Genomic DNA, 26,962 nt, shown 5'->3' on the forward strand with positions numbered 1-26,962 from the left:
GGTGACAAGTTACTATCGGTTCCGGCGCTGGCTCGTCGGGGTGTCTTCATCTGCCATAGGGAGGTTCGGACGTGTCAGATAATCTCCGACTCCACGGGTTTAATAACCTGACTAGCTCGTTGAGCTTTAACATTTACGACATCTGTTACGCCAAAACCGAAGAGCAGCGTGCGGCTTACATTGATTATATCGATGAGCTTTACAACGCCGAACGTTTGACGCAGATCCTAAAAGACGTCACCAATATTATTGGCGCTCATGTGCTCAATATTGCTCGTCAAGACTATGAGCCCCATGGGGCCAGCGTTACGATTCTGATTGCTGAACACGAGCTGGATGAAGCAAACCCAGAGCAAACTGAACCAGGCCCTGGGCCGCTACCTGAAACAGTCGTGGCACATCTTGATAAAAGCCACGTGACAGTGCACAGCTACCCTGAGTCGCATCCTGACAACGGCATTAGCACCTTTCGATTGGATATTGATGTGTCTACCTGTGGACACATCAGTCCATTGAAAGCACTGAACTACCTAATTCACAGTTTCGACTCTGACATTGTCACCATGGATTATCGGGTTCGTGGCTTTACCCGCGATGTCGATGGTAAAAAGCTGTTTATTGATCACGACATTACCTCGATCCAGGACTACTTGGCAGAAGATACCAAGCACGCCTATCAGATGATCGATGTGAATGTTTATCAAGAGAACATGTTCCACACCAAAATGCTGCTGAAAGACTTCGAACTTGATAACTATCTGTTCGGCACATCGCGCCGCGACATTACATTCGAAGAAGCACGGGACATTGAAAGCCGTCTGCGCAAAGAGATGCTAGAGATTTTCTACTCTCGAAACCTGGACTAACGCCTGCTTTCAACGTTAACGAAAAGCCGTTTTGCTACTAAGCAGAACGGCTTTTTTTTTGTTAACGGATGTCGCTAGTAAACGCTTGGCTCACCTTCCGGACGCGTTTTAAAGCGCCGATGAAGCCATAAGTACTGCTCCGGATACTTACGAATAGCTTGTTCGATAAATTCATTTACCCGAGTAGCGTCGGCCATTTCATCACCGCTTGGGAAGTTATCAAGCGCGGGCAGGCAGGTAATGGTATATGTCTGGTCATCAGGATTGCGGTGGAACATCAATGGCACCACTGGCGCGCCCGTCATTCGGGCGATTTTTGCGGTCAGCCTAATCGTAGCGGCTTGCTGGCCGAACAGTGGCGCAAACACGCTAACATCGCGACCAAAATCCTGATCCGGTGAATACCACACTATGTGACCTGCTTTAATCCTGCGCACAACACCACGCAAGTCATGCCGATCGATCGCTTGGCCAAAAATACGTGAGCGGGCACGAGTCATAAAGCGTTCGAATAAGGGGTTGTTGTGCGGGCGATAAACCACATCAGCAGGGAAAAATAGCGAATGCAGCGCCCCCCCTAAATCCAGTGTGGAGAAGTGAATTCCCACCACCAGTACGCCCTTGCCTTGCGCTTTAGCCCGTGCGAGATGCTCTTGGCCATGATAGGCCACCCGGTGCCGTAACCCTTCTGCGTCACGACACCAACCAGTGGCTGTTTCCACTAAGCCAATACCGTTCGCAATAAAAACCTCTTTTACCAAGCGGCGCTGCTCATCGACACTTTTTTCAGAGAAACAGAGTGCAATATTGGTCGCAGTGATATGACGACGACGTTTCGCAAAGCGCCACGCCAACAGGCCAATTATTTTCCCAACCCACAGCTTAAGCCGCCAGGGCAACCAAGCAACGACATACATTGCTCCAATAGCCAGCCACGTTGACCAATAACGGGGATGCGCGAAAGAGCGCGGATACGTACTTTTAGACATACTGATAACCGTTTAAGCGAAGGCCCCATGGTAGCGGCGCGGCGCTCTTGGCAGCACTCCCGTTAACAGGGTATAGCTGATGGTATCGCAATAGCGTGCTACCTCATCAATGGACAACACGGCACCGTTGCTAGCGGCTCCCCACAGCACCACCTCACTACCGATAGCAGCCCCCGACACGTCGGTGACATCTACGGTTAGCATGTCCATTGAGACCTTGCCGGCAATCGCACAGCGCTGGCCATTCACTAACACCGGGGTGCCGTCTATGGCGTGGCGATCATAACCATCACCATAACCTGCCGCAACGACGGCAATTTTAGAACGCCGAGATGCGCGCCAACGGCCACCGTAGCCAACAGGCTCGCCTTCCTCTAGTTCACGAAGGGCAATAATTTCGGAACGTAAGCTCATCACCGGGCGCAGTTGCCGGGTGATCTCATTGGCGTCTTCCAGCGGGTCACTGCCATACAGCATGACACCAGGGCGATTCCAGTCGCCATGGGCGATTGGCCATGCCAGTGTTGCCGGGGAGTTTGCTAAGCATAGGGGCGCATCAAGCGCTTCTGCCAATGTCGTTAAAGCGGCCATTTGCTGATTAAAGTAGCTGCCCTCACGTGCATCTGCTGTCGCAAAGTGGCTCATCAAATGCAGCGCTGTCACCTGTGGTGCGCTAGCTAACCGCTGCCAAACATCAGGTGCCTCGTCTAGAGAAAAGCCTAAACGATGCATACCGGAATCCACTTTCATCCATACCGGAATAGGTTGACGGGGTGAAAAAGCCAATAAGGCCGCTACCTGCCACTCACTGTGAACGCTGATCCAAAAATTGTGCTGATCAACGAGCGCCAGCTCGTCAGCGGTAAAAATACCTTCAAGCAATACAATAGGTTTTTTAATTCCCCCTTCACGCAGGCTAATCGCTTCTTCTATACAAGCAACAGCAAATGCGGGCACATCAGCTTCTAGAGCACGCGCGCACTCAAGCGCACCATGACCATAAGCGTCCGCTTTAATAACGGCTACCGAGCGACTTTGGGGCGCGCAGCGGCACGCTAGTTGATAGTTATGACGCAGGGCGTCTAAATCAATATGGGCCACCAAGGGGCGCATCACGTTTCTCACTTACACAGTCAATAGTTAACGGTTGATCAACCAATGGGCGTCAAAAACAACGCACCGAGCGATGAACTCGGTGCGTTATGGTCGGTATGACACAACAGCTTACCGCGATTAGCTCTCGAAAATAGCGTTAAGGGAAAGGCCCTGTTTTTCCAATGAGCGGCGCAGTTTCTTTAGTGCTTCTACTTGGATTTGCCTAACACGTTCGCGAGTTAAGCCAATTTCTGCACCAACTTCTTCCAACGTGGCGGACTCATGGCCTCGCAAACCAAAGCGGCGTACAACCACCTCTCGCTGCTTATCACTTAGCTCATCCAACCAGTGGTCTACGTGCTCACGCACATCGCCATCCACTAAGCATGCTTCCGGCCCTAGCACGTCGTCGTCGGTTAAGGTGTCGATTAACGGCTTATCGCTTTCGCCACCCATTGGGTAATCTACCGAGGAGACGCGCTCATTAAGCCCAAGCATCTTCTTAACCGTTTCTACTGGCTTATCGAGATGATCTGCGATCTCTTCTGCAGTGGCTTCATGATCAAGCTTTTGGGTCAGTTCACGCGCTGCACGCAGGTAAATATTTAGCTCTTTAACCACATGGATCGGCAAACGAATGGTGCGCGTTTGATTCATTAGCGCACGCTCAATGGTTTGTCGAATCCACCACGTGGCATAGGTAGAAAAGCGGAACCCTCGCTCAGGGTCAAACTTTTCCACCGCTCGGATTAGCCCAAGGTTACCCTCCTCAATCAAATCAAGCAGTGTAAGCCCCCGATTAAGATAACGCCTGGCAATTTTAACGACCAGGCGAAGGTTAGACTCGATCATCCTTGACCGTCCAAGCGGGTCACCTTTACGCGCTAAACGGCCATAGTAGACTTCTTCTTCCGGCGTTAATAACGGCGAAAAACCAATTTCATTGAGATAGATTTGTGTCGCGTCCAAGCTTTGAGTCGATTGACGCTCATCACGGCTCAACGCTTTTTCAAAGGCGTCTTCTTCCGCGGAGACATCATCGACGCTATCCAGCGCCTCTTCAACAGCGTCCAGGTCAACCTCCTGTAGATCCTTCTCCAGCATACTCATGGTAGTATCCCCCGTTATTTCGCCTAACCGCCATTTAGAAAAGTAAAGGTGGCCGCACTCCCTGTGCACTTACACCATTTTTGTTATATGACGCCCTAACTCTAGCTATTCGGGTACCCCAATCACACCAACTTAAAGGTTCGCTTGGCAATGATTAACGGGACGGCAGATAGTCCAAGGGATTTTGAGGCTGCCCATCACGGCGTACTTCAAAGTGCAGTTTGACACTGTCTGCATCGCTATCCCCCATCGTGGCAATCACTTCTCCTGCTTCAACGACATCATTTTCTTTAACGCTTAAGCTATCATTATGCGCATAAGCACTCAGATACTGATCGTTGTGTTTGAGTAGTATTAAGTTACCGTAACCCCGTACGCCGCTACCCGCATAGACAACGATACCAGGGCCTGCCGCCTTGACAGGTTGCCCCTTTTGCCCGCCGATATCAATCCCAGCGGTGATAGAGCCACCCTGACCAAACTCTCCAGTTACCTGGCCTGATGTTGGCCATTGCCAGTTAACATTATCAACAGGTGTAAACGTGCGTGAGGAGCGGTCAACGCGAGCGGTTTGGCTCGGCTGCTCAGCCTCTGCAGGCGGTGTGGTCACTGCTGGCTCAGGTTCTGGAGTTGGTTCAGGTTTGGGCTCTGGCTTAGGCTCAGCCGTTGGTTCCGGCTCACTCGTAGGCTCTGACTGAGACGCCTCAACAGTAGACGTCGCCTCGGTGTTAGCGGCACTTGCGCTATCAGCCACTTGCTGCGCGGCGGCCACCGACGCTTGCTCAGCAGCTTGCTCAGCAGCTTGCTCAGCACGTTCCGCCCGCTCAGCCGTTAAACGCTGGTTACGCTCAATCGCACTCTCATCGGGCAGCAACCAATCTAGCTGCTGATCGTTACTTGCCACGGAAGTCGCTTGAGGGTTCAGTCCTGTTGCGACAGCGCCCGACGCAGGGCGCTCTGGGGCAGAGGAGCCTGCTGACGGGTTACTTGATGCCGCCGCGCCTTCACGCAGCGCAATGGTTTGGCCTGGGTAAATTTGATAAGGCGCATCAATATTGTTGATTTGCGCCAACTGACGATAATCAAGATTGTGCTGCCATGCGATGCCATAAAGGGTATCGCCTGTTTTAACAGTATATTGAGGTGAGTCTGCTACCGCGCGGCGCGCTTCACTTAAATCACGCACTTGTGGGGTGTTTTGCTGCTGATTGGCGCAGCCGCTGACCGCTAACGCCAATACTGACATGATAAAAACCTTACGCATGGAAACCCTACTCCTTTTCAACGTCGCGCGCGTTTCCTATTGATCTATGTCCGGCATAGTGCACTGCGCGACGGTTTAATAACACCACCAATAGTGCGCCAACCACCATTAGTGCCACAACGCCTACCGTTTGTGCAGATGCACCAGACAATACCGCATAGTCACTAGGCAACAGATAACGATGAGCCAACGGGATCATTTGCCCATCAGGGCCAAGCTGATAACGAACCAGCTCTTTCCACGGCCATAACACGGGTAACGAGCCAACAATAAACCCGAGCAAAAGCTGTAGCGTAGAATCATGATGGCGACGCAGAAGCCACGACAGTAGTCGCGAGAATAACGCCAAACCAACAACGCACCCCATGCCAAAGAGTATGATAATACCGATATCAAAGCTTCGAATAGCCCCTAAAATGGTGCCATAAAGCCCCATCGTAAGCAGCAAGAAGCTACCAGACACTCCTGGCAACAGCATGGCGCTAATAGCAATACAGCCAGCTACCATGACTACCAAAGCTTCATTACCAATAAGTAACACCAGCGGCATCATACCTGGCAGCGACTTAGCCAACAGCAGCCCGCCGACCATCGGCAATAAATACCAAAATTTCCAGCCTCTTCCCGCCTTGGCGACAACAAACCCCGACGCGGCCACCAAGCCGAAGAAAAATCCCTCAATCAGCAGCGGCTGCGCTTCCATTAGCCATAGCGCTATATGAGCCACACTGAAAAGGCTAACCGCAACGCCAAGTAGCAGCGGCACTAGAAAGGCCAAATTCAAATGCTGAGCCAGCGCTAGCCAACCACCACGACGCCAAGCGATGAAGGCGCCGGGGCCAAACTGTTTGATGGTATTAATGAGTTCCTCATAAATACCGGTAATAAATGCGATCGTTCCACCTGAAACACCGGGCACCGCATCGGCTGCCCCCATCCCTGCGCCTTTTAAAAACAGCTCTACAAATCGACGCTTCAATCCACCACTCCTTGCAATAGAGGTACAAAGCGTACGGGTTCGAGCCGACGCTTTTCAAAGGCACTACCAATGCGTTTTATTTGGGTGAGCCATTGGCTACCGTCAGGCTCTTCTAATGGAGCAATGAGTACACCATCATGGCTAAGCTGCTCCAATAGAGCTTCTGGCAGCGTTTGAGCACAAGCGGTTAACAAAATCACATCAAAAGGCGCAGCTTCTTGCCACCCTTCACCACCATCAGCCACTGCCAGCGTCGCTGGGGCATCAAGCCGCCAAAGCCGCTCTGCAGCGCGTTGATGTAATGCATAAATACGTTCGACCGAATAAAGCATTGGCACCAGCCGAGACAGTATCAGCGTTTGATAACCCGAACCGGTCCCCACTTCAAGCACGCGCTTTGGATTAGCCCGTAACACCAGCTCGGTCATGCGCGCAACCGTCAAGGGTTGCGATAGTGTCTGACCAAAACCGATAGGCAGCGCGGTGTCTTCATAGGCACGATGCGCCAGCGCTTCATCAACGAACAAGTGCCTTGGCTCACCTGCCATAATATCGAGCACCCGCGCATCCTGAATACCCTGCTGCTCAAGCCGCTCTACCATGCGATCTCGAGTCCGCTGAGAGGTCATGCCTCGTCCGCGCAGCTCGTTGGGCGAAAGCTCAGGCAAAAGCATCCAACCAGTCCTGCACGTCGCTGCGCGCGGGATGGCGCGTTAAGTCAGTTTGTAGTGGAGTAATTGATACATAACCTGCTTCGATAGCAGAGAAGTCGGTATCTTCACCATCATCGGCGTTAGCCGCCACCGGTGCTATCCAGAAGCGCGTACGACCACGCGGATCTTTTACGGGAACAGGTTTCTCTGCTGGTCCGCGATAGCCTAAGCGGGTCACTCTGACGCCTTTAATTTCTTCCCACGGAACATCTGGCACGTTGACATTCAAGAGTGTGCGGGGTGGCAGTGATAGCTGATCGGCAGCACCGATTAAGCTGGCCGCCACTTTCGCAGCCGTCGCGAAATAGCGCTCACCACACAGCGACATAGCAATGGCAGTCATGCCCAAATTGCGCCCTTCCATGGCAGCCGCCACAGTGCCTGAATAGAGTACGTCATCGCCAAGATTGCTGCCGTGATTAATCCCCGAAATCACCAAGTCAGGACGCTCATCCCAGACGCCGTTCACGCCCAGATAAACACAGTCGGCAGGCGTACCGTCTACGCTATAAAAGCCATTATCTAACGCGGTTAAAGAGAGCGGACGAGAAAGCGTCAGCGAGTTACTGGCGCCGCTGCGGTCTCGATCGGGAGCAACCACACGTAAATTCGCATGGGCGACTAGCGCATCATGAAGTGCCCGCAAGCCCGGTGCATGGACACCATCGTCATTGGAAAGCAGCAGTCGCCGCATTAACGTCTCCTTTATAGATGCCTAGCAAAGATAAGCGCAGGTTGGGCGCATTAAGCAAAATCCGGATGAGCAATTAACTCACTCACCACCGCCGTGGCAAAACTTCCCCGTGGTAAGGCAAATGAGAGTACCACGGCATTAGGTAATATCTCGATACTAGGCGAAATTAACCTTGCTCGCAGCGCCCGATGGGAGCGTTTCACACCGCTTTTCACCAATCCCTCGCACAGCATTGGATGGCACGCTAACAGCCGTTTTTCGTAGTCAGCCACTTGATACTCAGCGAGTTCCCCGACACCCCACAGGGCACCGGTTGGATGAATATCAAGCGCAGCGGCACGACCGATCAGGTCGTCGTCAACGGCATCAACGGTAAACACACTGTGTGTGCCATCCAGCATCAGCATATCGCCCGCTAGCGGCTGGCACCACGTTCCATCCGTCAAACGCTCGCTCAGCAACTCGTTAAACAAGAAGCTACGCGCGGTGGAAAGCATCATGCCTTGGCGATCATCTCGCTTGCGCCAACCTTTAGCTAGAAGAGCTTCTGCACGCTGTAAATTCCGCCCTTCAGGACCAAAACGCTGGGGTCCAAAATAGTTAGGCACACCGTGGCGACAAAGCGCCTCCCAGCGGTCAAAAAAATTCGGATGTTGAAGCGCTTCACCACTAAGCCGCAAGGTAAAGTGGTTCGTGCGATGGACACCGCGTTTGAGTTTTCGGGGATGCCTTGCCTGGGCCAACACAGTAATACCCACTGCCGCTAATGATTCGCTCAAATCACTTGGCGCCTCGCGTCCGGGCAAATGCACGCTTAACCACTGCCGCGTCACTGCGACACGATCCTTCATCCCGGAGTAGCCCACATCTCGAAGTGTGACACCACAAAGGCGGCTGACGCTTTTTACCACATCTAACGTGGTTTGATGGCGCTTTTCAAGACGTAACCACAGGTGCTCACCATGATTTTCAGGCGTAAAGTCCAGCTGCTCGTCGACGACAAAATCTTCTGGCTGAACGCGATAGCAACCTGGACTAGGGGCACCGAACTCGGCATCTAAGCAGCGCTGCCAAGCGGGTAAGTTAAGCATTTAACGCCTCTTGGTGTTCAATCAACACCACTGCCTCAGCGGCGATACCCTCGCCTCGCCCGGTAAACCCAAGCCGTTCAGTCGTCGTGGCTTTAACATTGACCTGCCCAAGGCTAATACCTAAATCTTCAGCGATGACAGCGCGCATCGTATCAATATGCGGCGCCATTTTAGGCGCCTGCGCCATTAACGTAGCATCCAGGTTAACCACACAGAAACCCTCTGCGTGAACCAGTTGAACCACGTGGCGCAATAAATGGCGACTATCTGCGCCAGCCCATGCTGGGTCGGTGTCGGGGAAATGCCGCCCGATATCACCGAGCGCACAGGCACCCAACAGTGCGTCACTGATAGCATGCAGCAACACATCGCCATCCGAGTGGGCAACAAAACCATGTTCGAAAGGCAGCTTAACGCCACCAATCATCAAATGGTCGCCAACGCCAAATCGGTGCACGTCAAATCCGTGGCCAATTCGCATTAACAACTCCTTTCAGATTCAGAGGATTGGGCTACTTGCGACGCCATGATAGCGGCAGCAAGGGCAAGGTCATCAGGATGGGTGATCTTGAGATTATCACGACGCCCACTAATCAGCCTGGGCGCCTGACCAAGCGCTTCAACAGCCGAGGCTTCATCCGTGACCACACAGTGATTAGCGACAGCATATTCAAGGGCGCGCCGCAAAAGCGCATAACGAAAAGCTTGAGGTGTTAACGCGTGCCACAGCCGATCCCGAGGCTCTGTCACGGCGCTTAATTGTTCGGCATTGGCCCGTTTCATGGTGTCAGCAACAGGCATCGCCAAGAGTGCGCCACTTGAGTGCTGCTGAGCAGCGTCATAAAGCGCCAGCAAATCAGATGATGTAATGCAGGGGCGCGCGACGTCATGCACCATCACCATATCGTTTTCTTGCGCTTTTATAGCGTGCAGCGCATTTAAAACACTATCCATTCGCTCCGCGCCACCCGCCACCCGTTGCCACTGGGGAAATGGCACCCATTCAGGCTTGAACCAATGATCATCACTATCCAGGCACAGCAAAAGATGCGCAGTGGGGAAGGCTCGGTGTAGTCGACTAAGTGTATGGGCAAGAATGGGCTTTTCGCCCAGTGGCAGGTACTGCTTAGGCTTATCAGCGCCCATTCGCTTACCTTGCCCAGCGGCGGGCACGATTAGCCACAACGAATGACTCATTCGTTTGTGTCCTCGCTAGGCAAGTTTGGCTGAGTCACTAGCCCTGCATTGATGCCCACTAGCTCTGCTTCAATGGCAACACCCGGCACCCAAAAAAACTGCTCATCGCTACGCACCATGCCCATGTCGCTACGAGCACGCTCTTCAATCGCATCCAGGCCGGTTTTTAGGTCGGTAACTTCAGCCGCTAACCGAGCATTGCGCTCTCTCATCGGCACATTGGCAGCCTCTTGAACGGCAACGCGCTCCTCTACCAGCTGCAAATCCTCCCAGCCACCATTACCTAGCCAAAGTTGGTATTGGAGAAGCCCCAATACAGCAAGCAGCGCAACCGTTAGCCATTTATGCATCACCGCATCCCTTTGTTTAGGCCTGAACGAGGCGCATTATGCCATCATGGGCTATTTCCAGCGAGTCACGCTTTATATAGCTGGCTTTATAAAGCGATTTTCATTTGAACGGTAATGCGTCGGCCGCTGCCTCTCGATAGGCGCTGATATGGGCCCCCTCTTCTTGGCAAAATTGGGCGACTCCAGCCGCTAGGCCTGGGTGTACAAGATAGTGCAGCGAACGTACCCGCTGGGGCGCAAAACCACGCACCAGTTTGTGCTCTCCTTGAGTACCGGGGTCGAACAAAGAGAGCCCCTTTTCCAGACAAAATTCAATGCCTTGGTAGTAGCAGGCTTCGAAATGAAGACAGTCGGCAACCACCTCACTTCCCCAATAGCGGCCGTATAAAGTGCTATTGCCACGAAAATAGAGAGCCGCTGCAACAGGCTGGCCATCCAGCAGCGCCTGAACCAATACAAGCGCCTCAGGCATCGCATGACGTAATCGCTCGAAAAAAACGTCATTTAAGTAGGGAGGCCGTCCCCGCTCGTGGTATGTGATCGTGTAGCAGCGAAAGAAGTGTGCCATCGCTTCTTGAGTAATCGCCTCGCCCTCTAAACGCCGTAGCGTAAAGCCTTGCTCGGCGACCAAGCGACGCTCACGTTTAATCATTTTGCGACGCTTCGACGTAAGGCTCGCCAGGAAGCCTTCAAAATCACCAAAGGTGCGATCTCGCCACTGGAACTGAACGCCTTCTCGCGCAATTAACGCTGGAAACTGGCGCTGCCAGGCATCCACTTCGTCATCTTGTGCAAACAGGAGGTGCCAACTCGATAACGCTTGTTCTTCACAATGGGTTTGCCACGTCGCTGCTAATAACCCGCGAACATCCTCCGCGTTGGCATCATCGGCAATTAAAGTACGCGTACCAGGCACCGGGGTAAAAGGAATGGCACTTAATGCCTTGGGGTAATAATGGCCACCTGCTCGCTCCAGTGCATCGGCCCATCCCCAATCAAACACATACTCACCGTAAGAGTGGTGTTTGCGATACATGGGCAACGCGCCCACTAAGCGGCTATCTTGCCATACGCACAGATGGCAAGGCTCCCAGCCGGTCGCCTCGCAGACAGAGCCGCTGCTTTCTAATGCATGCAAAAACGCGTGTCGTAGGAAAGGCTGGTCGCTACTCACCAGTGCGTCCCATTGGGCGGCATCCACTGCGTCGATAGCAGGTAGCATAATGCATGACAGTGAGCGCGAAAGCATGATGCCTCCCGAGGCATATCGTTTAAATGGTGAAAGTGTGACCTTACCACCAACTAGGCTATCAGTACTTTTGTTGATGCTGTCATTTCTATTTGGAGTGAGGTATTCAAGTAGCAGGACAAACGACTATTGTTATTAAGAATTAACCCAAGGAGCTGCCATGAAACGCGATTTAATGCGCCTGTTGCACACTCAGCTTCATGCGTTTGGCCAAGCGCCCTTCCCCTCATTAAGATTGCGACGAGAGCGCTTAGCTCGCCTTGCACGAATGACTAAGCATCACCAGCGGGAGATTATCCAGGCCATTCAAACTGACTTCGGCAAGCGTAGTGAGACAGAGATACGCTTAGCGGAGATTAACGCGGTGCTGCATGCCATTCGTCATACACGGCGAAACCTATGGCATTGGATGCGCCCATACGCTGCCAACATGCCATGGCGCTTATGGCCCGCCCGCGCCCGCATCGCTCCTCAGCCACTTGGCGTGGTGGGTATTATGTCGCCCTGGAACTACCCATGGAGCTTAGCACTGATGCCCGCTATTGATGCTGTCGCAGCGGGTAATAGCGTCATGATCAAGCCCAGCGAGCACGCCCCCAATACCAGCGCCCTGCTGGCTAAGCTAGTACCGCAGTACTTTACCGATGAAGAAGTATGCGTTGTTGAAGGCGGCCCAGAGATAGCAAAAGCATTTAGCGCACTACCTTTTGATCATCTGGTTTTCACCGGCTCGACGGCGGTGGGCCGCCAAGTTGCACTTGCCGCTGCCGAGCAGTTAACCCCGGTGACGCTTGAACTAGGTGGTAAATCACCCGCTATCGTGGCGAGTGACGCTGATCTGGATCGTGCGGCCGCCTCAATTATATTTGGCAAGGGAATGAATGCCGGCCAGACCTGCATTGCGCCGGATTATGTGCTTGTAGAAAGCCGCCACCTGGAAGCACTTATTCAGGCACTAAGTCGAGCTATCGAACAGCAGCGCCCCAGCGATAAAGAGGCCACAGGCTTTGTCAGCCCCCATCATCAGAAACGCAGTGAACGGCTGATAGCACAAGCGAGAGATCACGGCTGCCGCATCATCGATATCGGGCAACACGCACCAGCGCTCGTTATTGATCCAACTCAAAATCTTGAGCTGATGCAAGAGGAAATTTTTGGCCGTGCACTACCGCTTATCAGCGTTAAAAACATCGACGACGCGATTACCTTTGTGAATACCCGGCCTCACCCACTGGCACTTTATGCCTTCACCGACAATAAGTTGCTGCAAACAACCTTGCGTCACACCACTCGCTCTGGTGCGCTGGTATTTAACGAAACGCTGCTTCATCACGCCGTTCCCTCGCTGCCCTTTGGTGGCGTTGGTGAAAGCGGTATGGGGGCTTATCACGGTCGCCATGGTTTTGAACGATTCAGCCATTTACGAGGTGTTTTTTATCAATCAAAACGGGCCTCTAGCGCACTGATAAGGCCGCCTTATAAACGCTGGCTATTAAAATTACTCAGGATTGGCTAAAGCTTCGCCATTAATACCCGATAATTATTACTATTCGCCGATTAGTTAACGACTTAGTTGAGCGCACTTTTTGAATGAACTATTTTTTGGGACGCACAATGCAAGCCGCAGATTTTCCTGAGAATGAATACCAGCGCTTGGCGGCATTGCACGCTCTCCAGGTGCTTGACACACCCGCTGACGAAGCGTTTGACCGAATCACTCAGCTTGCTTGCGGCCTCTTTGACTTACCTATTGCGCTAGTTTCCCTCGTCGATGCAGAACGACAGTGGTTTAAGTCTCACCAAGGATTGACTACCAGCGAAACCTGCCGAGACCTATCGTTTTGTGCCCACGCGGTGGGGCTTAATGACATGCTGGTCGTCGAAAATGCACTCGATGATCTGCGCTTTGCGGACAATCCCCTCGTCACCGGCCCCCCGCACATTCGCTTTTATGCCGGACAGCCATTACAACTGGCCGATGACCTGCCCGTAGGTACGCTATGTTTAATTGATCGTCAGCCGCGCTCGTTTAGTCAGCGAGACCGAGGCATTTTAAAAAGCTTAGCTGGGCAAGTGGAAGAGCTGCTTCGCCAGCATCAAATACGTAGAGCCCTGGCTCAAACGACGCGCCGCTACGAGGCGCTGTTTAACGAAAGTGCCACCGGCATCGTGCGCATTGACCGCTCTGGTAGCGTGTTAAGTATTAATCCTTTTGCACTAACGATGCTGGGCTATCAGCAACACGAAGTAGTCGGTAACAATGTGTCGATGTTTACACCTGCATCGATCAACGCTCATCACGACAGCTTTCTTGCCAACTTTTTGGCGGGCAGCGAACCCAAGGTGATTGGCCGAGGCCGAGAAGTAGAAGCACTCCATAAAGACGGCCACTTGATACCCGTCCATCTTGCCGTCAACGCCATCCATAATGAGCAGGGAGATGTTGCTGAGTTTCTGGGTATTCTGACCAACTTAACTGATGTTTATAACGCCACACAGCAAATTCATAAAGAGCAAAGCCTGCTTAAAGTGCTTCATCAAGGCATTACGGACTATCAGGCACTAATGTCGGTTGAACAGTTGTGGACGTTTTTAATGGAAGCGCTGCGAGAACTCACTGATAGCGACTACGCCTTGATTGGGGAAGTGCTGCCTACCGATACCACCAATGCTCTCAAGATACATGCTATCACTGACCTCTCCTGGAGCGATGAATCCAGACTTCTGATGGAGCGTCTACGCAGCGGAGATATGACGCTAACCAACCCTAACTCACTCTTAGGGCGTGTCTTTGCCCATGGCGATGTCATCATGACTAACGACGTTTATCGCCATACCAAGCGCGGCGGCTTCCCACCAGGTCACCCTCGCTTAGACAACTACTTAGGCGTGCCGATTTTCAGCGGCGATAGCCTTATTGGCATGTTTGCCATCGCAAATAGTAAACAGCCATTAAACCAGACTCTTTTAGACTGGCTTCAACCTTTTACTGATACCTGCGCGCTACTCATTAACCTCTATCGCCAAATGGCCGAGCGCGAGCAAGTTACCTGCGATTTAGCAACCGCTCGTGATCAGGCAGAGCAAGCTAACAAGGCAAAAAGTGAGTTTCTCTCTTCAATGAGCCATGAATTGCGCACCCCTCTTAATGCGATTATCGGCTTTGCCCAACTGTTAGCAAAAGGCCGTCGTGATCCACTGAGTGAGAAGCAGCAACGCCAAGTAGGGCAAATCGAGAAGAGCGGTCAACACCTGTTAAGCCTGATTAATGAAGTACTTGATTTAGCGAGGATCGAAGCAGGACACATGACGCTTTCATTAGAGCCTATGCTAATCGAAAACGTATTGGATGATGCCTGCACAACGCTGGAAGCCAACATCGGAGCAGCCAATATTACGCTAACGCGTGATTCATTAGCGCTACCCTGCATGGTCATGGCGGATTACACGCGGGTTAAGCAAGTACTGCTTAATTTGCTTTCCAACGCGATTAAATACAATAGAGAAAACGGCACCATCCATGTAAATATTGAGCCGATTGGGAGCGAACTAAAAGTGAGCGTTATCGACTCTGGGCATGGTATTGCGCCAGAGCGCCAGCACGAGCTTTTTGAACCGTTTAACCGCCTGGATGCAGAGCACGGACCGATTGAAGGGACAGGCATTGGGTTAGCCATTACGCGTGAACTGGTAGAGCGGATGAAAGGGCGTCTCGGTGTTGATAGCCAACCAAGCAAAGGCTCCACCTTCTGGTTTACGCTGCCCATTACCGAACACCCTGCCGAACATGAAGCACCGCCTCATAGTAGCGTCGTGGGCACCTCAAGCGGTTCTCCCCGCGCATTCAACCTGCTTTATGTAGAAGATAATCCTGCTAATCAGCGGCTTATGGAAGATATTATTGACGACTTCCCGTCAATACAATTACGTGTCGTGGCAAGCGCTGAACTCAGCTTGGAGATAATGCGTCATTCGCCACCTGATCTCGTCCTAATGGATATCCATCTACCCGGAATGAGTGGTTTTCAAGCGCTCGACATTATGCAAAACGACCCCATGCTAAAGCAGATCGATGTCATAGCGTTATCTGCCAATGCGATGGAGCGAGACTTACATTATGGACTGGCGGCTGGGTTTGCGGACTACCTTACCAAGCCTATTGATATTGACAAATTGACCGTATCGCTAAATCGATTTATTACCATCGCACCAAGGACGGCGCTATGAGTCTGCTCCATAAACACCTCCTCGTGGTGGACGACAACAGTATTAACGTGGAGCTGCTATTGGACCTGCTTGACGACCATGGCTTTGAAAACACGCATGGTATAAGCGATCCACGCAAAGTGCTGGCGCACTGTCAGCAAACGTTGCCAGACCTGATCCTGCTTGATATTCGCATGCCTTACTTGGATGGGTACGCGGTTATCAATCAATTGCAAGCAGAGTTTGGTCACCATATCCCCCCAATTATTATACTCACCGCACAGATTGATGATGAAACGCGTCATCGCTCACTGAGCATGGGTGTGCGCGACTTCGTCACGAAACCGTTCAAACATGATGAGGTGCTACAGCGCATCCGCAATACATTAAGCGTTGAGCACCGTTATCAAATCCGCAATCAACAGGCAGACATACTTGAACGCATGGTGGCAAAGCGTACAAAAGAGCTAGATCGCCAGTCTCGTACCGACCCAATCACCCAACTAGCTAATCGCCGCGCACTGACTCAAATGCTTCGTGAAGCAGCAATGCGAGGCACGGGAACAGGGCTTCTCTTCATTGCGCTGGACCACCTAGACGACGTTATTAAGCTACATGGCTATGGCGTCGCTGATAAATTGATGGTTCATATCAGCCGTCAACTTTCGGCTAAACTCAGTCAGCAATGCCAAATAGGTTTGTGGGGAGGCAGTGAGATACTGGTGATTACTGCTCGCGCCGAACTCGAGGCGTTACGCCACTCCGCGGCGCAGCTATTGAGCTGCTTCGATCAAGACCAAGCGCTGGGCGACCTACTACTGCCTCTAAATGCGCGCATTGGCATTAGCTGGGCGGATGCCCATTTCGATATTGAACGCCTTGTGCATATGGCCGCCTTAGCGTTGCCGCAGAACGGTACGCTGCGCGTTCAATGCTATAACGAAACGCTGGAAGCGCAACAACGCCAGCGCCTGAATCTTCAGCAAGCTATTCGTGGTGCGACCGAACGGGGCGAGATGTCCCTGGCATTTCAACCAAAAGTTTCTCTGGCAACACAGCGTGTTATCGGAGCTGAAGCTCTCCTACGCTGGCACCACCCCGAGCTAGGCCATATTTCCCCAGGGGACTTTATTCCCCTTGCGGAAGCAAGTGGTGATATCCTCTCTATTGGTGAGTGGGTGCTTGAGAAAGCAATGCAGCATATCGTCGAATGGCGAATAAAAGGCCTGCTGGATGATGACTTCCATATTGCGGTGAACGTTGCAGCCCGCCAGTTGGCGCGCAAAGACTTTGCTCAGGCATTGCTTTCCAAGCTGGCTGAGCAAGAGATCCCTGAACGTTTTTTTGCACTGGAAGTTACTGAGTCAGGCTTATTAAGCGATATGCACAACGCACGCACGCAGTTGGCTCAGCTTGCTGAGATGAATATTGCCGTTGCGATCGACGATTTTGGCACTGGTCACTCTTCTCTCGCCTATGTTAAAACACTGCCCTTCTCTACCCTGAAAATAGATCGTGCCTTCGTCATGGATTTAGAGCACGACGCAGTAGACCGTCATTTAGCCCTTACCATTACTCAGCTTGCCCATGCCGTTGGGTGCGACGTAGTGGCAGAAGGTATTGAAACATCTGCCCAGGCGGACTACTTACGTTCTATTGGCTGTGAAGCGGCGCAAGGGTATTACTATGCGCGTCCGCTAACCGCCGACGCATTTTTTACGTGGTGCCTCGAATGGGCACCCAACGCCCAAAAAAATATTGCCATGGAGGCTGTTGATGGCGCATGACCTGCTTGACCGCTTACGCGAACGCTTAGAAGAATTAAACCGCTCAGAACGCAAAGTTGCCAATGTCATCCTGGAGGACCCAGCAGTAGCCACCAGCTTGAGCATTGCAAGCCTTGCCCAAGCGGCCAGCGTCAGCGAGCCTACGGTCAACCGGTTCTGCCGCAACTTCGGCGCCAAAGGCTACCCCGATTTTAAAATCAAACTTGCGCAGAGCCTCGCAGGCGGAACGCCCTATGTGACGCGAGCTGTCGAGCCCGGCGATACGGCAACGCAGTATACCCATAAGATTTTTGGCGCGACGATTGCCGCCCTGGACGAAGCCCAGCGTGAGGTCGATATGGCCGCCGTTGAGCGCATGGTTGATTATCTTACTCAAGCAAAACAGATCCATTTCTTTGGCTTAGGTGCCTCAGGTGCCGTCGCTCAGGATGCTCAGCACAAATTCTTTCGCTTTAACTTGCCCGTCATGGCCTATGTAGATGTGCTGATGCAGCGCATGGTGGCTGCCGCTTGTCATACCGGTGACGTAGTGGTGATTATCTCGTACACAGGCCGCACCAGAGAACTGGTCGATATTGCACGCGTTGCTCGCGAAGCAGGCGCCGTGGTGCTGGGGATCACCGCCCCTAACTCCCCGCTTTCTTTGGAATGTACCTCGACTCTCGAAGTCGCCACCCCCGAGGACACCGACCACTATATGCCCATGACCTCGCGGATGATTCAACTAACGCTGATTGATGCCTTAGCCACTGGGGTTACACTCAGGCGCGGCGAAGATTTCCTACCGCACCTGAAGAAAATCAAAGATAGCCTGCGCGATACCCGCTTTCCTGTGGAAAAGGCAGGTAAGTAATCAGTAAGACAGCTATCGCTGATACGGATACCTTAACTGCTGACGGCAGTGGTAACGGTAATTTCTACTTTTAACTCATCCGCAGGCAACGGCGCGCATACACAGGTGCGTGCCGGTGCATAGCCTTCGGGTACCCAGGCATCCCACACCTCGTTCATTGCAGCAAAATCATTGCCGTCTTTAAGGTAGATTGTCGCACTCAGTAGCTGCTCGCGGCTGGAGCCAATTTCTTTTAGCAAGGCATCAACCCGTGCCAGCATACTCTCGGTTTGCTCCTTAATTCCTTCGTGGCGCGCTTCAGGACCGCTTACCTGACCACACAAATAGGCCACACCTTGATGAATAACGGCACGGCTCATACGGGCTTTTGTATCATGGCGCTGAATTGTCATGGTTCAATCTCCTAGGTAAGACAAAAAAAGCAGTGTAAACCGCCACCGCTTCGTTGCCTATGCCTTCTTAATCAAACGCGCTCCGTAGGCACGGGGCGATGCTCAAAGACTCGTCGCAAAACAAAGCTGGTGTGGGCTCCGGTGACGCCTTCAATACGGTTGATCACGTGCAGTAAAAGGTGCTGATAGTCGTCCATATCCCGCACTAGAATCTTGAGCTGAAAATCTGCCGCTTGGCCGGTGATAATCAAACACTCAATCACGTTGGGGATTTTACGAATATGACGTTCGAAGTTATCAAACCGTTCGGGAGTATGTTGATCCATTGAAATGTGCAGCAACACCATCAGTTGATAGCCTAGCTGCCGCGCATCAACATCGGCCCGATATTGGGTAATTAAGCCGTGCTCCTCTAGCGCACGCACCCGGCGCAAGCAAGGTGAAGGGGAAAGCCCGATGCGCTCGGCTAACTCCTGGTTACTAATCCGCCCTTCCTGCTGTAACACATTCAGAATGTGGCGATCAAAACGATCAAGTTCAAGCGGCACGACAGGCATAACAAGCAGCTCCTACCAATAAAAAATAACAATACGACATTTATTGCCAATTATTGGCGATAAAACCACATTTTCGCAATAACCTTTCGCCTTACTTCAAGTAAACTGTATTGACTGTCACAAGCAGCCCCTACACGGTGCCTTACCCAGACACCTGTTAACGCGGCTTACGCCACAAGCGGCCGCCCAACTAACTCACTGCCTTCAGGAAACTCACCATGTCTGCTTTTGATCATCGCAAATACCGCCCTGCTCCGCGTGTTCCCGCCTTCAACCGCCAATGGCCTGACCGCGACCTAACTCAAGCGCCCATTTGGCTAAGTGAAGACCTACGCGATGGCAATCAGGCGCTATTAGAGCCGATGACGGTTGAGCAAAAGCAGCGCTTTTGGCAGCAGATTATTAAAGTGGGTATTAAAGAAGTGATGGTGGGCTTTCCCTCGGCTAGCCAACCAGACTACGACTTTGTCCGCTGGCTAATTGAAGAAGACCAAATTCCAGACGATGTCACTATTGCGGTACTCGTGCAGTGCCGTGAACACTTAATCGAGAAAACCTTTGCATCGCTGACGGGCGTCAAGCGCGCCATTATTCACCTGTATAACTCCACTTCGACCATCCAGCGCGAGCGGGTGTTTGAGATGGATCGAGATGGCATTACCGATATTGCCGTGCAAGGCGCTACCTGGGTGAAGACCTATGCTGCCCAACACCCAGATGCTGACTGGCGTTTCCAATATTCGCCGGAAAGCTTCTCTAGCACTGAAATCGATTTTTCACTGGCCATCTGCGAAGCCGTGATGGATGTCTGGCAGCCAACGCCTGACAACAAATGCATCCTCAACTTGCCCACCACGGTAGAAGTTGCGGGGCCACATCATCATGCTGACCAGATTGAATACTTTTGCCAGCACATTAGCCGTCGCGACAGCGTGATTATTTCGGTACATACCCACAACGACCGCGGCGGCGCAGTCGCCTCAGCAGAATTGGCACTGTTGGCGGGAGCTGACCGCGTCGAAGGCACGTTACTGGGTAACGGCGAGCGCACCGGCAATATGGACATTGTCACCTTGGCGATGAACCTGTACAGCCAAGGCATCGACCCGCAGCTGGATCTTTCTAACCCGGACGAGATCGTTCAGGTGGTGCATGAGTGTACTGGTATTACTATGCATCCGCGCCATCCCTGGGTTGGCGAGATGGTGTATACCGCGTTTTCTGGCAGCCACCAGGATGCTATTCGTAAATCCCTCAAGCATCAAAAGCCCGACGAGCCGTGGCAAGTGGCTTACCTACCCATTGACCCGCATGATATTGGCCGCGACTACCAAGCCGTTATCCGGGTGAATAGCCAGTCTGGCAAAGGTGGCATGGCCTTTTTGTTGGAGCGAGACTACGGCATTAATTTACCGCGTTGGATGATGCTGGCCCTTGCTCCTTACGTGCAACAAGAGAGCGAACGCCGCAACGGCGAGCTTTCTAGTGAAATCATTCGCCAAGTGATGTTTGATAATTTCACTCAGGATGCGCCACTGGCATTGGCCGATTACCGGCTATCAAAAGGCCAGCACGAGGGAATAGAAATAACCCTTTGGCAAGGCGCTGAAACACTGCGCTTGTCAGGTACCGGCAATGGCGCCATGTCATCCTTCACTGATGCTTGGAAGAAGCATTCAGGCAGCAATGTAGCCATTATTGACTACAGTGAGCACTCCTTGGGTGGCGACAGCGAAGCCAATGCGATTGCCTTTGTGCAGCTGAATATTGATGGACAACGACTTTGCGCCGTGGCCGAAGATAGTGACACCGTTAGCGCATCGCTGAAGGCGCTGCTGTCAGGCATTAATATGGCGCAGGCCACCAAGCAGCATCAGCAGGAAGGTGCGGATGTCGAAGTAGAAGCATAATCTTTCACAAGTCAGCGCAGAATCAGCACCGGCAAATGGGCATTGCGTAGCATGGCGGTCGTCGTGCTGCCAATCAGCAAGTGACGAATACGCGAATGCCCATAGGCACCCATGACCAACAGGTCAATACCGTGCTTCTGCTTATAAGCGCGCAAGGTTTCTTCCACTTCGCCAGCGCGAATTGCGCCTTCAGCGTGGTGGCCAGCAGACTCAAGAACATCAATTGCCCACTCAAGCTGTGATCGATTTTCTGCCGTCTCAGCGCCCACGATCACAGCATGGCAGGCAGCACCTTCAAAGAGCGGGCTTTTGGCCAGCATCTCAATGCCTTTGCGAGCCGTTTTGCTGCCATCAAACGCCATCATCACGTTTTTCGGCTGCGTAAACTGCTTAGGCACCATCAATAGTGGGCGATGCATCTCACGCACAACGCGTTCAAGGTTAGAGCCGAGATGGCCACTGGCTTGATGCGCAGTTTCGCCACGCTTGCCTAGTACCAGTAAGCGCATCTCCTTTTCGTTCTCAACCAAGGTCTCTACCAACGTTCCGTTACGCTGAAGGCAGAGTGGATCAACAATACCGGCTTCGATTGCGCGTGCTTTTGCCGCATCGAGCATATAGCGCCCCTGCTCACGGGCAACTTTCGCGCGCTGTTCTTCAATATCAGAAAGCTTTTCAAGCAGATGCTCTCGGGTCCCTAAACCTAAATTACCGGTTAGATCAGGTTCTGCCACCTGGGCGTGGTTATCGAGGGTATGAATAAAGCTTAATGGCGCACCAAGTGCCTTGGCGGCCCAGACAGCATAATCACAGATACTTTCTGAATACTGAGATCCATCAATAGCGGCGAACACGCGATCAGACATAAAAGCGACTCCTTGAGCGGGTGCGTTAAGATTTTTATTATTCTCACTCTTTTTTACACGAACTTATTGACCAGCGACACCTTAACGCGTTCTTTGTGTTCATCCCTATCGTTATGGGGTAGGTGGTACACTTAGCAGCCTATCAACGCGGCCAGTTAAAGGAGTTACGATGGGGCATGGTATCGCGAGCATGCTACTGGTAGCACTTGGCGGCGCATTGGGCGGCATGGGTCGCTATGCCGTTTCTAACCTTATGGCCCACCTGCTGGGCAAAACCTTCCCCTGGGGTACCTTACTGGTGAATGCCAGCGGTGCGTTTATAGCGGGCGGGCTTCTTGGTTACTACGGCGTGCCAAGCGCACAGCCGCTGTGGCTATTTACTGTTGCAGGCTTGCTAGGTGGCTACACCACCGTTTCTTCATTTAGCTTACAAACTATTGAGCTGTGGCAAAGCGGCCAAGCGCTGCGTGCCGCCTTAAATATTGCCGCTACCCTAGTGCTCGGCATGGTGATGGCCATGCTCGGTTGGCTGTTAGCTAAGGGGTTGTTGCTATGAACTGGCGAGCTTACCTAGCCGTCGGGATTGGTAGCGGGCTTGGCAGTGCACTTCGCTACGGGGTATCTCTCATGTCTTTGGCAGCACTTGGTGGCTATTTCCCCTGGGGCACGCTGCTGGTTAACGTGCTGGGTTCTGGAATCATCGGTTGGATTGCCGCTACCGCCTCACGTTTTCCTAACGGCAAGCTTGCGCACTGGCAGCCGCTGTTAGTGGCCGGTTTTTGCGGCGGCTTTACCACGTTTTCACTCTTTAGCCTGGAAACATTGCACCTTATTCAACAGGGGCTTTCTGGGCTAGCGCTGCTTTATGTACTTATCAGCCTACCGCTTTGGTTACTGGCGGCCTGGCTAGGAGAACGCATAGCGCTTTCTCGTCTATAACCGTAGGTATTTCATGCGCGAGCAGTTAGAGCGACAACAGTCTTGGCTTTACCTGGGATTTATCTGCTTAGGGCTTACGTTGGGTCTGATAGCTCCCTTACTAGCGTCATCACTTGAACAGCTGCTATGGCCGCTCCTCGGCATACTGCTCTACGCCACTTTTACTCAAATACCGCTATTACATATCAAGCAAAGCGTTACCGATAAACGCTTTATGGCAGCGCTGCTGATTGGCAACTTCATTATCATTCCTGCACTACTCGGGGTGTTGGTGCTAGGTCTTTTAGTAGTGGGGCTACCACTTCCCCCACCGGTAATGGCTGGTGTTTTGCTAGTGCTACTGATGCCCTGCACAGACTGGTTTATTACCTTCACGCACTTAGGCAAAGGCGATGCCGCCCGCGCGGTTGCGGCAACGCCACTGCTGCTGCTCATCCAAATGGTCGCATTGCCCGTTTATCTGTGGCTATTTTTAGGCGGCGAGTGGTTTCAGTTAACCTTTTCTACCAACCTTCTCAGCGCATTTGCTGGCTTAATTATGCTTCCTTTGGGATTGGCATGGCTGACGGAGTTTGCTGCCCAGCGCTACCATGTCATTAACCAAGCCTCTGGGTATCTTGGCTATCTACCAATACCGCTACTTGCGCTGGTAGTGCTAGTCATTGCCGCGTCGCAGGTGAATAGCGTGCTAGGGCTTAGCCATGTGCTGTGGCAGGTTGTGTTTATCTTTATTGGCTTTTTAGTCATCGCTGGGTTGTTGGGTAAAACGTTAGGCAGCCTATTCAAACTACCGCCTGCCAGCGCCCGAACACTTGCCTTTAGTTTTGGCACGCGCAATTCGTTTGTCATGTTGCCCATTACGCTTACCCTGCCCAATGGATGGCAAGCCGCGGTAGTAGTTATTGTTTTTCAATCGCTAGTGGAGTTATTTGGCATGATAGCGTTGATACGCTGGGTGCCCGGCAAGCTAATTCCGAGCCAGCTATAAAAAACGCCGGCCCCTTAGCGTGGTGACCGGCGTTAAAGCGTACGTATTGATTAACGCAATATTAGTACCGGAATTCGGCTACCGCGTAACATCGCCGTGGTGGTACTGCCGACCAGCAAGTGGCGAATACGCGAGTGGCCATAAGCGCCCATCACTAGAAGGTCGATCGCATGCTCCTTCTCGTACGCTTGCAAGGTGTCGTCTACCTCACCGGAACGGATGGCGCCTTCGGCTTGGTGGCCAGCATCGCGTAGCGTAGTCAACGCCCAATCAAGCTCGCTGCGATGCTCAGCGGTTTCAGCACCCACAATCAGCACATGGCATTCGGTACCGGTAAATAACGGAGAACGCGCCAGCATCTCCACCCCTTTACGGGCAGTTTTGCTACCGTCAAACGCAATCAGCACCCTTTCAGGCTGCTTAAAGGCTTTGGGCACCATGAGAATTGGGCGATGCATTTCACGCACCACACGCTCAAGGTTTGAACCTAAGTGGCCGCTGGCGTGGTGAGCGGTTTCACCACGCTTGCCTACCACCAACAAACGTATGTCTTTCTCTAGCTCTACCAAGGTTTCGACCAGCGTGCCGTTAAGCTGGCGAATAATGGGATCAGCGACCCCATCTTCTACTGCCCGTGCCTTGGCAGCTTCCAGCATAAGCTTGCCTTGCTCACGGTTTACCTTAGCGCGCTGTTCATCAAGCTCAGAAAGCTCTTTCATCAAGCGCTCGCGGGCACCAAATCTTAGGTTACCCGACAAATTTTGCTCTGCTGGCACATCAGAATGATTATCCACCACATGCACAAAGCTAAGCGGCGCATTTAATGCCAAGCTTGCCCAAGCGGCGTAGTCACAGACGCTTTCTGCATATTGGGAGCCGTCAATCGCGGCGAGTACGTGTTCAGTCATATCGCTCTCCTTGCGGTGGTTAGTGGCCGCCCATTAGCTTTTCAACCGCTTCAGGGTCGTTGTGTACCGCGTAGCGGTCGACGACAGTTGCACTGGCTTCGCTCAAGCCAACCAGCTCCACCTCAGTACCTTCACGACGGAACTTAATCACCACGCGGTCCAGAGCTTGAACGGCGGTAATATCCCAGAAGTGGGCGCGGGAAAGGTTGATAGTGACCTTATCGATGCTCTCTTTAAAATCGAAGGCCGCAATAAAACGCTCAGAAGAGGCAAAGAACACTTGGCCAACCACTTGGTATTCACGCTCTTTACCGGGCTCTACTTCTTTCGAGCCGATATACATGATGTTGCCGACTTTATTAGCAAAGAACATCGCCGCCAGCAGTACACCTACAAAGACACCAATCGCTAAATTGTGCGTCCCCACAGTCACCGCCACTGTGGCTAGCATAACGATATTGGTACTCACCGGATGTTTTTTAAGGTCGCGAATCGACTCCCAGCTAAAGGTGCCAATCGATACCATAATCATCACCGCTACCAGCGCTGCCATAGGAATCTGCGAGACCCAATCCGCGAGGAAGACCACCATCAACAACAGAACAACACCAGCGATAAGCGTTGAGAGCCTAGTCCGGCCACCGGACTTTATGTTGATGACTGACTGACCAATCATTGCACAGCCTGCCATACCGCCCAGTAAACCCGATCCGATATTAGCGATACCCTGACCTTTACACTCACGGTTTTTATCGCTGGGTGTATCCGTTAAGTCATCAACAATAGTGGCTGTCATCATAGATTCAAGAAGGCCCACCACCGCCAGCATGATGGCGTAGGGAAAGATGATCATTAGCGTTTCTAAATTAAGTGGCACGCTAGGCCATAAGAACATTGGCAGTGTATCGGGCAGTTCGCCCATATCACCTACCGTGCGTATATCCATGCCGCTTACCATATACACCCCGGTAAGCACCACGATGCATACCAGAGGAGAAGGAACCGACTTTCCAATCGCCGGCAAGTACGGGAAGAGATAGATAATGCCTAAACCTGCTAGCGTCATGGCATACACATGCCACGTCACATTAGTTAACTCGGGCAGTTGCGCCATGAAGATTAATATCGCTAGCGCATTCACGAACCCGGTGACCACCGAACGGGATACAAAACGCATCAGCTCTGCAAGTTTTAAGTAGCCTGCGATAATTTGTAATACCCCAGTCAATAGCGTGGCCGCCAGTAAGTACTCCAGGCCATGTTCACGAACTAAAGTAACCATCAGTAGCGCCATCGCACCGGTAGCTGCTGAAATCATACCTGGGCGACCACCGGTAAAAGCGATCACTACTGCGATACAAAATGAGGCGTATAGGCCCACTTTTGGATCAACACCAGCAATTATCGAAAATGCAATCGCTTCAGGAATCAGTGCAAGCGCCACGACAATCCCCGCAAGGGTGTCGCCCTTGAGGTTTGAGAGCCAAGATTGTTTAAACTTTTCGTACATGCGAAGGGTCCACGGTTAAGGATTTAAGATTGGCCAAAAGCGCGCAGACAACGCCGCCAAGCATTGGCACGCTGAGGCTGTAGCACTTTTTATTGTGAAGATAAGCTGGCGTTTGGTACCTAAAAAGTCACGTACTGCATGAGATGAGCACGGCTAATTTTAAGTACCACAAAGCAATGACAGCGCGATGAATGCACAGCCATTACCTTAAGGAAGGCAGGAAGCTAGGGCGGAGTCATCAGCCCAGAAAAGATGTGAGTAAATTCAGTCATAAGTAATATTCTGTACGGTTGCAATAAGCAAGATGCGACAAAGCGCAGTATTCTAACAGCATCACAGCCGCATTGCATCTCACGCCACTCTGGTAGCCCACACTGTGATACGCGCTAACACGCCCTCACCTCTACTTAGGCAGGGTGACCTCGCGACTGATTGTGGCGTACCATTGC

At 52.2% G+C, this 26,962-nt stretch carries 26 protein-coding genes; 9 read left to right on the top strand and 17 right to left on the bottom strand.

Annotation, left to right across the window (positions count from 1 at the left end):
• The first annotated feature begins 71 nt into the window (after nt 1-71).
• Nucleotides 72-866: an adenosylmethionine decarboxylase gene (gene speD / locus J4377_RS14015; protein ID WP_030073826.1), complete on the top strand. Its 795-nt coding sequence runs from the start codon at nt 72-74 to the stop codon at nt 864-866.
• A gap of 74 nt (nt 867-940) precedes the next feature.
• Here speD and lpxL read toward each other — a convergent pair whose 3' ends face one another.
• The 12 genes from lpxL to J4377_RS14075 all read right to left on the bottom strand — a co-directional run bounded on the left by lpxL (nt 941) and on the right by J4377_RS14075 (nt 11,597).
• Nucleotides 941-1,855: an LpxL/LpxP family Kdo(2)-lipid IV(A) lauroyl/palmitoleoyl acyltransferase gene (gene lpxL / locus J4377_RS14020; RefSeq protein ID WP_120386441.1), complete on the bottom strand. Its 915-nt coding sequence runs from the start codon at nt 1,853-1,855 to the stop codon at nt 941-943.
• A 12-nt stretch (nt 1,856-1,867) separates the two neighbouring features.
• Nucleotides 1,868-2,968 (bottom strand): alanine racemase, encoded by a 1,101-nt coding sequence (gene alr / locus J4377_RS14025; RefSeq protein WP_038477645.1) that lies wholly within the window; start codon nt 2,966-2,968, stop codon nt 1,868-1,870.
• 120 nt (nt 2,969-3,088) lie between these two features.
• On the bottom strand, nt 3,089-4,060 hold the full coding sequence (gene rpoS / locus J4377_RS14030; RefSeq protein WP_038477648.1) for an RNA polymerase sigma factor RpoS: 972 nt from the start codon (nt 4,058-4,060) through the stop codon (nt 3,089-3,091).
• 154 nt (nt 4,061-4,214) lie between these two features.
• Nucleotides 4,215-5,324: a peptidoglycan DD-metalloendopeptidase family protein gene (locus J4377_RS14035; RefSeq protein ID WP_253486003.1), complete on the bottom strand. Its 1,110-nt coding sequence runs from the start codon at nt 5,322-5,324 to the stop codon at nt 4,215-4,217.
• Between the two features lie 7 nt (nt 5,325-5,331).
• Nucleotides 5,332-6,303 carry a DUF368 domain-containing protein gene (locus tag J4377_RS14040; protein ID WP_120386438.1) on the bottom strand — a complete coding sequence of 324 codons (972 nt, stop codon included), beginning with the start codon at nt 6,301-6,303 and terminating at the stop codon, nt 5,332-5,334.
• Entirely contained in the window at nt 6,300-6,977 is a 678-nt protein-coding gene (locus tag J4377_RS14045; protein ID WP_095604000.1) for a protein-L-isoaspartate(D-aspartate) O-methyltransferase, read from the bottom strand. The genes J4377_RS14040 and J4377_RS14045 overlap by 4 nt, the downstream gene beginning before the upstream one ends.
• A complete protein-coding gene (surE, locus tag J4377_RS14050) occupies nt 6,964-7,710 on the bottom strand; it encodes a 5'/3'-nucleotidase SurE (RefSeq protein WP_089039633.1) in 747 nt (248 codons plus the stop codon). The genes J4377_RS14045 and surE overlap by 14 nt, the downstream gene beginning before the upstream one ends.
• Nucleotides 7,711-7,760: 50 nt before the next feature.
• Nucleotides 7,761-8,801, bottom strand: a complete 1,041-nt coding sequence (gene truD, locus J4377_RS14055) for a tRNA pseudouridine(13) synthase TruD (protein WP_253486004.1) — start codon at nt 8,799-8,801, stop codon at nt 7,761-7,763.
• Nucleotides 8,794-9,282 carry a 2-C-methyl-D-erythritol 2,4-cyclodiphosphate synthase gene (gene ispF / locus J4377_RS14060; RefSeq protein WP_038477666.1) on the bottom strand — a complete coding sequence of 163 codons (489 nt, stop codon included), beginning with the start codon at nt 9,280-9,282 and terminating at the stop codon, nt 8,794-8,796. Before ispF ends, truD begins: the two co-directional genes overlap by 8 nt.
• On the bottom strand, nt 9,282-9,998 hold the full coding sequence (ispD, locus tag J4377_RS14065; RefSeq protein WP_253486005.1) for a 2-C-methyl-D-erythritol 4-phosphate cytidylyltransferase: 717 nt from the start codon (nt 9,996-9,998) through the stop codon (nt 9,282-9,284). The genes ispF and ispD overlap by 1 nt, the downstream gene beginning before the upstream one ends.
• On the bottom strand, nt 9,995-10,348 hold the full coding sequence (ftsB, locus tag J4377_RS14070; protein WP_038477672.1) for a cell division protein FtsB: 354 nt from the start codon (nt 10,346-10,348) through the stop codon (nt 9,995-9,997). The genes ispD and ftsB overlap by 4 nt, the downstream gene beginning before the upstream one ends.
• Before the next feature lie 100 nt (nt 10,349-10,448).
• Nucleotides 10,449-11,597 carry a GNAT family N-acetyltransferase gene (locus tag J4377_RS14075; protein ID WP_038477675.1) on the bottom strand — a complete coding sequence of 383 codons (1,149 nt, stop codon included), beginning with the start codon at nt 11,595-11,597 and terminating at the stop codon, nt 10,449-10,451.
• A 160-nt stretch (nt 11,598-11,757) separates the two neighbouring features.
• Between J4377_RS14075 and J4377_RS14080 the strand changes: the two genes are divergently transcribed.
• From J4377_RS14080 to J4377_RS14095, 4 genes are all read left to right on the top strand, one after another.
• Complete coding sequence (locus J4377_RS14080; RefSeq protein ID WP_038477678.1) at nt 11,758-13,113, top strand: aldehyde dehydrogenase family protein; 1,356 nt, start codon at nt 11,758-11,760, stop codon at nt 13,111-13,113.
• A 98-nt stretch (nt 13,114-13,211) separates the two neighbouring features.
• The gene (locus tag J4377_RS14085) at nt 13,212-15,824 is read left to right on the top strand and encodes an ATP-binding protein (RefSeq protein WP_038477681.1); all 2,613 of its coding nucleotides are present in this window, start codon (nt 13,212-13,214) and stop codon (nt 15,822-15,824) included.
• Nucleotides 15,821-17,590, top strand: coding sequence for an EAL domain-containing protein (locus J4377_RS14090; RefSeq protein WP_038477684.1), 1,770 nt, complete (start codon nt 15,821-15,823; stop codon nt 17,588-17,590). The genes J4377_RS14085 and J4377_RS14090 overlap by 4 nt, the downstream gene beginning before the upstream one ends.
• Entirely contained in the window at nt 17,580-18,443 is an 864-nt protein-coding gene (locus J4377_RS14095; RefSeq protein ID WP_038477687.1) for a MurR/RpiR family transcriptional regulator, read from the top strand. The genes J4377_RS14090 and J4377_RS14095 overlap by 11 nt, the downstream gene beginning before the upstream one ends.
• Nucleotides 18,444-18,475: 32 nt before the next feature.
• Here J4377_RS14095 and J4377_RS14100 read toward each other — a convergent pair whose 3' ends face one another.
• Together J4377_RS14100 and J4377_RS14105 are read right to left on the bottom strand one after the other, a co-directional pair.
• Nucleotides 18,476-18,835 carry a RidA family protein gene (locus J4377_RS14100; protein WP_038477690.1) on the bottom strand — a complete coding sequence of 120 codons (360 nt, stop codon included), beginning with the start codon at nt 18,833-18,835 and terminating at the stop codon, nt 18,476-18,478.
• Nucleotides 18,836-18,906: 71 nt separating this feature from the next.
• On the bottom strand, nt 18,907-19,392 hold the full coding sequence (locus J4377_RS14105; protein ID WP_038477693.1) for an Lrp/AsnC family transcriptional regulator: 486 nt from the start codon (nt 19,390-19,392) through the stop codon (nt 18,907-18,909).
• 218 nt (nt 19,393-19,610) lie between these two features.
• Between J4377_RS14105 and J4377_RS14110 the strand changes: the two genes are divergently transcribed.
• A complete protein-coding gene (locus tag J4377_RS14110; protein WP_120386435.1) occupies nt 19,611-21,302 on the top strand; it encodes a 2-isopropylmalate synthase in 1,692 nt (563 codons plus the stop codon).
• 11 nt (nt 21,303-21,313) lie between these two features.
• Here the strand turns inward: J4377_RS14110 and J4377_RS14115 are convergent, their stop codons facing one another.
• On the bottom strand, nt 21,314-22,168 hold the full coding sequence (locus J4377_RS14115; protein WP_253486006.1) for a universal stress protein: 855 nt from the start codon (nt 22,166-22,168) through the stop codon (nt 21,314-21,316).
• 169 nt (nt 22,169-22,337) lie between these two features.
• Here J4377_RS14115 and crcB (J4377_RS14120) point away from each other — a divergent pair, with 169 nt between their 5' ends.
• The 3 genes from crcB (J4377_RS14120) to J4377_RS14130 are packed head-to-tail and all read left to right on the top strand — an operon-like array spanning nt 22,338 to nt 24,095.
• Nucleotides 22,338-22,724 (top strand): fluoride efflux transporter CrcB, encoded by a 387-nt coding sequence (gene crcB, locus J4377_RS14120; RefSeq protein ID WP_038477702.1) that lies wholly within the window; start codon nt 22,338-22,340, stop codon nt 22,722-22,724.
• The gene (gene crcB / locus J4377_RS14125) at nt 22,721-23,107 is read left to right on the top strand and encodes a fluoride efflux transporter CrcB (RefSeq protein ID WP_120386432.1); all 387 of its coding nucleotides are present in this window, start codon (nt 22,721-22,723) and stop codon (nt 23,105-23,107) included. Before crcB (J4377_RS14120) ends, crcB (J4377_RS14125) begins: the two co-directional genes overlap by 4 nt.
• A gap of 13 nt (nt 23,108-23,120) precedes the next feature.
• Nucleotides 23,121-24,095 (top strand): arsenic resistance protein, encoded by a 975-nt coding sequence (locus J4377_RS14130; protein ID WP_253486007.1) that lies wholly within the window; start codon nt 23,121-23,123, stop codon nt 24,093-24,095.
• Nucleotides 24,096-24,145: 50 nt separating this feature from the next.
• Here J4377_RS14130 and J4377_RS14135 read toward each other — a convergent pair whose 3' ends face one another.
• Nucleotides 24,146-25,003 carry a universal stress protein gene (locus J4377_RS14135; RefSeq protein WP_038477710.1) on the bottom strand — a complete coding sequence of 286 codons (858 nt, stop codon included), beginning with the start codon at nt 25,001-25,003 and terminating at the stop codon, nt 24,146-24,148.
• Nucleotides 25,004-25,022: 19 nt separating this feature from the next.
• Nucleotides 25,023-26,513 (bottom strand): SulP family inorganic anion transporter, encoded by a 1,491-nt coding sequence (locus J4377_RS14140; RefSeq protein WP_253486008.1) that lies wholly within the window; start codon nt 26,511-26,513, stop codon nt 25,023-25,025.
• Between the last annotated feature and the right edge of the window lie 449 nt (nt 26,514-26,962).

It is taken from the genome of Halomonas sp. XH26 (assembly GCF_024138895.1).
Taxonomy (GTDB): domain Bacteria; phylum Pseudomonadota; class Gammaproteobacteria; order Pseudomonadales; family Halomonadaceae; genus Vreelandella; species Vreelandella alkaliphila.

Bases quoted from the DNA above. Each gene is read 5' to 3' on its own strand.
- lpxL (WP_120386441.1), bottom strand. From the start codon at position 1,855: ATGTCTAAAAGTACGTATCCGCGCTCTTTCGCGCATCCCCGTTATTGG.
- alr (WP_038477645.1), bottom strand. From the start codon at position 2,968: ATGCGCCCCTTGGTGGCCCATATTGATTTAGACGCCCTGCGTCATAAC.
- rpoS (WP_038477648.1), bottom strand. From the start codon at position 4,060: ATGAGTATGCTGGAGAAGGATCTACAGGAGGTTGACCTGGACGCTGTT.
- J4377_RS14035 (WP_253486003.1), bottom strand. From the start codon at position 5,324: ATGCGTAAGGTTTTTATCATGTCAGTATTGGCGTTAGCGGTCAGCGGC.
- J4377_RS14045 (WP_095604000.1), bottom strand. From the start codon at position 6,977: ATGCTTTTGCCTGAGCTTTCGCCCAACGAGCTGCGCGGACGAGGCATG.
- surE (WP_089039633.1), bottom strand. From the start codon at position 7,710: ATGCGGCGACTGCTGCTTTCCAATGACGATGGTGTCCATGCACCGGGC.
- truD (WP_253486004.1), bottom strand. From the start codon at position 8,801: ATGCTTAACTTACCCGCTTGGCAGCGCTGCTTAGATGCCGAGTTCGGT.
- ispF (WP_038477666.1), bottom strand. From the start codon at position 9,282: ATGCGAATTGGCCACGGATTTGACGTGCACCGATTTGGCGTTGGCGAC.
- ispD (WP_253486005.1), bottom strand. From the start codon at position 9,998: ATGAGTCATTCGTTGTGGCTAATCGTGCCCGCCGCTGGGCAAGGTAAG.
- ftsB (WP_038477672.1), bottom strand. From the start codon at position 10,348: ATGCATAAATGGCTAACGGTTGCGCTGCTTGCTGTATTGGGGCTTCTC.
- J4377_RS14075 (WP_038477675.1), bottom strand. From the start codon at position 11,597: ATGCTTTCGCGCTCACTGTCATGCATTATGCTACCTGCTATCGACGCA.
- J4377_RS14080 (WP_038477678.1), top strand. From the start codon at position 11,758: ATGAAACGCGATTTAATGCGCCTGTTGCACACTCAGCTTCATGCGTTT.
- J4377_RS14085 (WP_038477681.1), top strand. From the start codon at position 13,212: ATGCAAGCCGCAGATTTTCCTGAGAATGAATACCAGCGCTTGGCGGCA.
- J4377_RS14090 (WP_038477684.1), top strand. From the start codon at position 15,821: ATGAGTCTGCTCCATAAACACCTCCTCGTGGTGGACGACAACAGTATT.
- J4377_RS14095 (WP_038477687.1), top strand. From the start codon at position 17,580: ATGGCGCATGACCTGCTTGACCGCTTACGCGAACGCTTAGAAGAATTA.
- J4377_RS14100 (WP_038477690.1), bottom strand. From the start codon at position 18,835: ATGACAATTCAGCGCCATGATACAAAAGCCCGTATGAGCCGTGCCGTT.
- J4377_RS14105 (WP_038477693.1), bottom strand. From the start codon at position 19,392: ATGCCTGTCGTGCCGCTTGAACTTGATCGTTTTGATCGCCACATTCTG.
- J4377_RS14110 (WP_120386435.1), top strand. From the start codon at position 19,611: ATGTCTGCTTTTGATCATCGCAAATACCGCCCTGCTCCGCGTGTTCCC.
- J4377_RS14115 (WP_253486006.1), bottom strand. From the start codon at position 22,168: ATGTCTGATCGCGTGTTCGCCGCTATTGATGGATCTCAGTATTCAGAA.
- crcB (WP_038477702.1), top strand. From the start codon at position 22,338: ATGGGGCATGGTATCGCGAGCATGCTACTGGTAGCACTTGGCGGCGCA.
- crcB (WP_120386432.1), top strand. From the start codon at position 22,721: ATGAACTGGCGAGCTTACCTAGCCGTCGGGATTGGTAGCGGGCTTGGC.
- J4377_RS14130 (WP_253486007.1), top strand. From the start codon at position 23,121: ATGCGCGAGCAGTTAGAGCGACAACAGTCTTGGCTTTACCTGGGATTT.
- J4377_RS14135 (WP_038477710.1), bottom strand. From the start codon at position 25,003: ATGACTGAACACGTACTCGCCGCGATTGACGGCTCCCAATATGCAGAA.
- J4377_RS14140 (WP_253486008.1), bottom strand. From the start codon at position 26,513: ATGTACGAAAAGTTTAAACAATCTTGGCTCTCAAACCTCAAGGGCGAC.